Below are 6963 nucleotides of genomic sequence, written 5' to 3' on the forward strand. Positions count from 1 at the left end.
GTCCGCTGTTTAGGCGGCAGCAGCGAGTGTAACGGTGTTATCGTTAGCACTTGTGAATGGCCCGTCACGGCGGAACCATACCGGGCAAAAACCGCGCCTTTACCACGCTCGTCGATCCTGTTTCGCCCCCATCGATTCCGCGCCCGTCACTCATTGAGATCGGGGTCTGGAGAGAATGGTGGAGGCGCCGGGTACCGCCCCCGGGTCCGAAACGCTTATGCCACGCGGCGTTTATCGCCATAGTCGGTTTCCCGACAAATCCAATATAGGCGCTCTGTCAGGCAAATTGAAGGCATCCCGTGAGGCTGGTGATTTCCCCATGGAAGGGCCCGCCCGCCGCCCATAGAGTCCGCGGCCAACGAAGGACGAATGAAAATGCCCCTCTCGACCGACCAGCAGGCCGAAATCGACCAGACACGGGCCGGTGCCCAGCCGACCCTTCGGCCGATCGCGCCGGCGCTGGAGGAAATTCTCTACCAGGCCTTGCCGGTGCTCGATCACGGCTTCGTCCGCGTCGTCGACTACATGGGCGACGACGCCGCCGTCGTGCAGGCGGCACGCGTCAGCTACGGCCGGGGCACCAAGAAGGTCAGCGAGGACCGCGGCCTGATCAACTATCTCATCCGGCACCGCCACACGACGCCGTTCGAGATGTGCGAAATCAAGTATCACGTGAAGCTGCCGATCTTCGTGGCGCGGCAGTGGATCCGCCATCGCACCGCCAACGTGAACGAATATTCGGCGCGCTACTCGATCCTCGACAACGAATTCTACATTCCCAAGCCCGAGCACCTCGCGGCCCAGAGCAAGGCCAACCGCCAGGGCCGCGACGCGGTGCTGGCCGGCAAGGAGGCCGAGCGCGTCTTCGGCCTCCTGAAAAAGGACGCCGAGCTGGTCTACGAGCACTACATGGAGATGCTGAACGAGGGCGAAGCCGGTGCGCCGCTCGATCCCGAGCGGTCGGGCCTGGCACGCGAACTCGCACGCATGAACCTGTCGCTCGCTTTTTATACCCAGTGGTACTGGAAGACCAACCTCCACAACCTCATGCATTTCCTGTCGCTGCGCGCCGACGCCCACGCCCAGTACGAGATCCGCGTCTACGCCGACGTCATGATCGACACGCTGAAGCGCTGGTGCCCGATCAGCCACGACGCCTTCATGGAATACCGCATGGGCGGCGCCCACCTGTCGAAGACCGGCCTCGCCATCGTCAAGCGCCTGCTGTCAGGCGAGAAGATCGATCAGAAATCGAGCGGCATGAGCGCCCGCGAATGGCGCGAACTGATGGCGGCTCTCGGGCTAGGCTGATGGCCAGGGCCAGCATCTCTCGCGCCGCGGTTGCGGTCCGCGACCCCGGCCGCCTGCGCCTGCTGCGCGAACGGCCGCGCGATGTGGCCGCCATCGAGGCGATGAACGAGGCCGCGTTCGGGCCGGACCGTCAACACAAGACGGTCTATCGCCTGCGCGAGGACGTGAAGCCGATCAAGGAACTCTGCTTCGTCGCCATCGACCAGAAGGGCCGCATGGTGGCGTCGATCCGCAACTGGCCGATCCTGGTCAACGAGAAATGGCCCGCGATCCTGCTCGGCCCGCTCGCGATCTCGCCCGAACTGCGCGGGCTGGGCTACGGCAAGGCCCTGATGTGGCATGCCATGGCTCAGTCACGCATGCTGGGGCACAGCCGGATCATCCTGGTTGGCGATCCCGAATACTACAACCAGTTCGGCTTCCGCCGCGATCTTGCGCTGAATATCCAGCTCCCGGGCTGGGTCGAGGAGCGGCGTTTCCTCGCCCTCGAATTGGTCGCGGGCTCGATGATCGGCGTGCACGGCATGATCGGCAAGTGGCAGCCGAAGAGGCGCGCTCGCAAGAAGCGCGGCTAGCGCACCACGATGCTGGGCGCCTTGCGGGCGCCACGCTGGTTGGCCGAGAGCTGCTTCCACACCCGGCCGGCGATGTTCTTGTAGACCTGCGCATGTGGGCTGTCGGGCTTGTCGATCACGATCGGATGGCCGCTGTCGGAGGTCGTGCGGATATCGAGATGCAGCGGCACCTCGCCCAGGAACGGCACGCCCAGCTTCTCCGCCTCCTCGCGCGCGCCGCCGTGGCCGAAGATCTCCGACCGCTCGCCGCACTTGGGGCAGAGGAAATAGCTCATGTTCTCGACGATGCCGAGCACCGGGACCGCGACCTTGCGGAACATGGCGAGGCCCTTGCGCGCGTCGACCAGCGCGATGTCTTGCGGCGTCGAGACGATCACCGCGCCGGCAAGCGCCACGCGCTGGGCGAGCGTCAGCTGGGCATCGCCCGTGCCCGGCGGCATGTCGACCACCAGCACATCGAGCTCGCCCCACTGCACGTCGCGCAGCATCTGTTCCAGCGCGCTCGACACCATCGGGCCGCGCCAGATCATCGGCGTGTCTTCGTTCACGATGTAGCCGATCGACATGGTGCGGAGCCCGTAGCGCTCGATGGGCTTCAGCATCTTGCCGTCGAGCGATTCGGGCTTCTCGGTTACGCCGAGCATGCGCGGCATCGACGGGCCGTAGATGTCGGCGTCGAGCAGTCCGGTGGCGATGCCGTTGGCGGCAAGGCCGAGCGCCAGATTGACCGCGGTGGTCGACTTGCCGACGCCGCCCTTGCCCGAGGCGACGGCGATGATGTGCTTGACGCCTGGCACGTCGATGCGACCGCCGCCGCCGGTCGTCTTGGCGGCGGGACCGTGGCTGTGGCCATGGCCATGTCCTTGGGGCGCCGGCGGCGGCGTGGCCGGGCGTTCGGCGGTCATGACCGCGGTGGCCGACAGCACGCCCGGCATGGCGCGGACCGCCTGCTCGCAGGCCTGCCGCAGCGGCTCCAGGGCGGTGCCGCGGGCCGGATCGACGTCGAGGGTGACGGCGACATGGCCGCCGCGGATGGCGACCCCTCCCAGCAGGCCGGAGGCCACCACGCTGGTGCCGCTGGCGGGGTCGATGACAGTCTCGAGAACCTTGCGGATGGCTGATTCTGTCAATTCGGCCATGATCGCTCGCTTCTGCTACCCGGCAAATTCATGTCGCCGCTTGATTGAAGGTGTTGCTGTGGTCACATATATGCAGCCCGGCGTGAAATCAAAGCGGCAATGCGGTCTGACGGGTGGCCCTGAGGTGAATGATGGCGTGGAATAACAACAGCGGCGGCCCCTGGGGCAGCGGTGGCGGCAGCGGCGGCGGTGGTGGTGGCGGCGGCGGTCCGTGGGGCGGCGGCGGCAATCGCGGCGGCGGCGGTGGTCCGTTCGGCGGGCGCCGCCCACCCGACATGGAAGACGTGATCCGCCGGGGCCAGGAGCGGCTTAAGAACCTCATCCCGGGCGGTTTCGGCTCCTATAAGGGGATCGTTCTGATCGTGCTGGCGGCCCTGGTGATCTGGCTGGCGACCGGCTTCTTCCGCGTCCAGCCCAACCAGCAGGCGATCCAGCTCGTCTTCGGCAAGCCCTACGGCAAGCCGGTCGAGCCCGGCCTGCACTACAACCTGCCCAGCCCGATCGGGCGGGTGGAAGTGGTCGACGTGCAGAACCAGCGCCGCGTCGTGCTGGGCGCGCGCGGCAGCCAGACGCCGGCAACACCCTACACCCGTGGCCCGCGTCCGACCTCGACCGAGAACCTGATGCTGACCGGCGACGAGAACATCGTCGACATCGAGTACGCCGTGCTGTGGCAGATCAAGGACGTGTTCAAGTACGCCTTCGACGTGCGCAATCCCGAGCAGAACGTCCGCGACGGCGCCGAAGCCGCGATGCGCGAGATCATCGGCAAGTCGAACCTGCAATATGCCCAGACCGAGGGCCGCAGCCGCATCGAGCAGGATACCAAGGACCTGCTGCAGCGCATGCTCGACGAATACGGCCTCGGTGTCCGCATCTCCCAGATCCAGCTGCTGCGGGTCGATCCGCCGCAGGAGGTCATCGCGGCCTTCCGCGACGTCCAGGCGGCCCGCGCCGACAAGGAAAAGAGCATCAACGAGGCCAACACCTACCGCAACCAGGTGCTGCCCAGGGCCAAGGGCGAGGCCGAATCGATCATTCAGAGATCGGAAGCCTACAAGGCGCAGATCGTGGCCCGCGCCAGCGGCGACGCGCAACGCTTCAGCCAAGTCTATGAACAATACGCCAAGGCCAAGGACATCACGACGGAACGTCTCTACCTCGACACGATGGAAGAGGTGTTGCGCAACGTGAACAAGGTCCTGGTCGACAAGAACGCATCCGGCCCGGGCGGCGTGCTGCCGTATCTGCCGCTGCCGGAACTGAAATCGAACCAGGCCCAGGGCGTCACCCAGCCGCCCCGCCAGACCCAGCCCGCCCAAGGCGCCGTGCCGCAGGGAGCCACGCGATGAGCAACCGTTCCATCGTGATCGTGATCGTCCTGGCGGTCGTGGCCTTCCTGTTCACGCAGACCTTCTACACGGTCGACCCGACCAAGCAGGTGCTGGTCCGCCAGTTCGGCGCCATCGTCGGCGAGCCCAAGACCGAGCCCGGGCTCTACGCCAAGATCCCCCTGGTCCAGGACATCCAGCGGATCGACAGCCGCCTGCTCGACTACGAAGCCGAGGAGTTCGAGATCATCGCCGGCGACCAGAAGCGCCTGGTGGTCGACGCCTATGCCCGCTTCAAGATCGTGGCGGCCAAGACGTTCGCTACGACCGTCCCGGGCGGCGAGCCGGCGCTCCGCGGCCTGCTCGATTCGCTCATCAACTCGGAGATCCGGGGCGTGTTGAGCTCGGTGCCGCTGCACGCGGTGCTGACCGACCAGCGCGCCAACCTGATGGACGACATCACCAAGCGGGTGAACGCCAAGACCAAGGAACTCGGTGTCGAAGTGGTCGACGTCCGCATCAAGCGGGCCGACCTGCCGCAGGCCAACTCGCAATCGGTCTTCAACCGCATGAAGACCGACCGCGAACGCGAGGCCGGTCAACTCCGTGCCGAGGGCGACGAGGAGAAGGCCCGCATTACCGCCACGGCCGACCGCGAAGTTGCGGTGTTCAAGGCCGACGCCGGTCTGAAGGCCCAGGTCACCATGGGTGGGGCCGACGCCGAGGCAACCAAGATCTATGCCGATGCGTTCAATCGGGACAAGGATTTCTATGGTTTCTACCGACGTATGGAGGCCTACAAGCAGGCCTTTGGTTCGGGTGGCTCGACCATGATCCTGAGCCCCGATACCGACTTCTTCCGCTACTTCAACGACCCGGCCGGGCCGGCGGCGCCCAAGAAGTAGCGACCCCGAAACGTCCTGCGGGGCGTCGCAAAAACCGTACCGATCGGCGGCTGTTGCAGTCCTGCAACGCCGCCGGTTCTTTTTCCGGAACAGCCCTGAAATGCTGAAACAATCAGCAACATCACGGCCTCTTCAATTGCGCCACAATCGGCCCTCATGTAGGGAATGACTCGAACGCGCGGCGCCGGCCGTTCCGACCGTATGGCCCTGAGCGCCGCTGGAGGTCGGACGTGATTCTCTCTGGTTTTCATGGCTTTGCTAAGGGTGCCGCGCTCGCGGCCGTGACGGCTTTTGGTTTGGCGATGGCGACGCCGGCTTGGGCACGCGAGCCCACCGAAAGCTTCGCCGAACTGGTCGACAAATTGATGCCGACCGTCGTCAACATCACCACCACCCAGAACGTGCCGCAGCAGGGGCCCCGGCTCCGCGACATGCCGCAGCTGCCGCCCGGCTCGCCGTTCGAGGAGCTGTTCAAGGAGTTCTTCGACAAGCGCGGTGGTGAGGAGCAGAAGCGCCGTGGCACGTCGCTCGGCTCCGGCTTCATCATCGACGGCGACGGCTACATCATCACCAACAACCACGTCATCCAGGGCGCCGAGGACATCACGGTCATCCTGCGCGACGACACCCAGCTCAAGGCCAAGCTGATCGGCTCCGACAGCCGCATCGACGTGGCGCTGCTCAAGGTCGAGCCGCCCAACAAGAAGCCGCTGCCGGCCGCCAGGTGGGGCGATTCCGACAAGGCTCGCGTGGGCGACTGGGTGATCGCGATCGGCAACCCGTTCGGCCTCGGCCACTCCGTGACCGCCGGCATCATCTCGGCGCGCGGCCGCTCGTTGAACGATTCGCTCGATGACTACCTGCAGACCGACGCCGCCATCAACAAGGGCAACTCAGGCGGTCCGCTGTTCAATTCTGCCGGCGAAGTGATCGGGGTCAACACCGCGATCTACTCGCCCTCGGGCACCAACGCCGGCCTCGCCTTCTCGATCCCCTCCAATCTCGTCAAGCAGGTCGCCGACCAGCTGCGCGAGTTCGGCCGGGTCAAGCGCGGCTGGATCGGCGTCAGCTACCAGAGCGTCACCGACGACATCGCCGACAGCTTCGGCCTCGACCGCGCGCGCGGCGTGCTGGTGGCCAATGTCGCGGCAGACGGGCCGGCGGCCAAGGCCGGGCTGAAGCGCAACGACATCATCGTGAGCTTCGCCGGCGCCGACGTGCTCGATCTCCGCCGCTTTCCGCGGCTGGTCGCCAATGCCCGGGTCGGCAGCACCGTCGATCTCGTGGTCTGGCGTCAGGGCAAGGAAGTGCCGCTGAAGCTCCGGGTCGGCGAGCAGGAAGAAGCTGACAAGCAGAATGCCGCGGCCACGGGGGCGCCCAAGAAGCCGGCCGAGCCTGACCAGCCGGTGACCTCGACCATCGAGCAGCTCGGCCTCACCCTGCAGAAGGTCAGCGACCAGTTGCGCGAGAAGTACGGCCTGTCCGACCAGGTGAAGGGCGTGATCGTCACCAAGGTGGCGCCCAACAGCCCGGCGGCCGAGAAGCAGCTCCAGCCCGGCGACGTCATCCTCGAGGTCGACCAGAAGCCGGTCACCACGCCGCAAGAGGTCAGCGACATCGTGGGCAAGCTGCAGCAGCAGAAAAAGAAGTCGGTGCTGCTGTTCGTCGAGCGCCAGGGCGACCCGCGCTTCGCGGCGCTGCG

6 protein-coding genes and 1 other RNA gene are annotated in these 6963 nt (G+C 66.1%); 5 read left to right on the forward strand and 2 right to left on the reverse strand.

Translation table 11 applies throughout. The features are described 5' to 3' along the window. Nucleotides 1-295: a transfer-messenger RNA gene (gene ssrA / locus EPO55_RS01610) on the reverse strand; the annotation flags it as partial. 74 nt (nucleotides 296-369) lie between these two features. On the opposite strand from ssrA, the gene thyX reads away from it, so the two are divergent. Beyond that, nucleotides 370-1311: an FAD-dependent thymidylate synthase gene (gene thyX / locus EPO55_RS01615; RefSeq protein WP_363718256.1), complete on the forward strand. Its 942-nt coding sequence runs from the start codon at nucleotides 370-372 to the stop codon at nucleotides 1309-1311. Next, nucleotides 1311-1886 (forward strand): N-acetyltransferase, encoded by a 576-nt coding sequence (locus EPO55_RS01620; RefSeq protein WP_296334636.1) that lies wholly within the window; start codon nucleotides 1311-1313, stop codon nucleotides 1884-1886. The genes thyX and EPO55_RS01620 overlap by 1 nt, the downstream gene beginning before the upstream one ends. On the opposite strand, the gene apbC is transcribed toward EPO55_RS01620, so the two are convergent. Next, nucleotides 1883-3025, reverse strand: a complete 1143-nt coding sequence (gene apbC / locus EPO55_RS01625) for an iron-sulfur cluster carrier protein ApbC (protein ID WP_296334637.1) — start codon at nucleotides 3023-3025, stop codon at nucleotides 1883-1885. The genes EPO55_RS01620 and apbC overlap by 4 nt on opposite strands. A gap of 128 nt (nucleotides 3026-3153) precedes the next feature. Between apbC and hflK the strand changes: the two genes are divergently transcribed. From hflK to EPO55_RS01640, 3 genes are all read left to right on the forward strand, one after another. Next, nucleotides 3154-4377 (forward strand): FtsH protease activity modulator HflK, encoded by a 1224-nt coding sequence (gene hflK / locus EPO55_RS01630; protein WP_363718259.1) that lies wholly within the window; start codon nucleotides 3154-3156, stop codon nucleotides 4375-4377. Next, nucleotides 4374-5261: a protease modulator HflC gene (locus EPO55_RS01635; RefSeq protein WP_296334638.1), complete on the forward strand. Its 888-nt coding sequence runs from the start codon at nucleotides 4374-4376 to the stop codon at nucleotides 5259-5261. The genes hflK and EPO55_RS01635 overlap by 4 nt, the downstream gene beginning before the upstream one ends. Nucleotides 5262-5491: 230 nt before the next feature. Continuing rightward, a partial coding sequence (locus EPO55_RS01640; protein WP_296334639.1) for a DegQ family serine endoprotease occupies nucleotides 5492-6963 on the forward strand: 1472 nt, incomplete at its 3' end.

Origin of the sequence: Reyranella sp., from assembly GCF_004296935.1 — a bacterium.
In the GTDB taxonomy this organism is placed as follows: Bacteria; Pseudomonadota; Alphaproteobacteria; order Reyranellales; family Reyranellaceae; genus Reyranella.

Excerpts from the sequence above, each read along its gene's own strand:
- thyX (WP_363718256.1), top strand. The coding sequence starts at position 370 with ATGAAAATGCCCCTCTCGACCGACCAGCAGGCCGAAATCGACCAGACA.
- EPO55_RS01620 (WP_296334636.1), top strand. The coding sequence starts at position 1,311 with ATGGCCAGGGCCAGCATCTCTCGCGCCGCGGTTGCGGTCCGCGACCCC.
- apbC (WP_296334637.1), bottom strand. The coding sequence starts at position 3,025 with ATGGCCGAATTGACAGAATCAGCCATCCGCAAGGTTCTCGAGACTGTC.
- hflK (WP_363718259.1), top strand. The coding sequence starts at position 3,154 with ATGATGGCGTGGAATAACAACAGCGGCGGCCCCTGGGGCAGCGGTGGC.
- EPO55_RS01635 (WP_296334638.1), top strand. The coding sequence starts at position 4,374 with ATGAGCAACCGTTCCATCGTGATCGTGATCGTCCTGGCGGTCGTGGCC.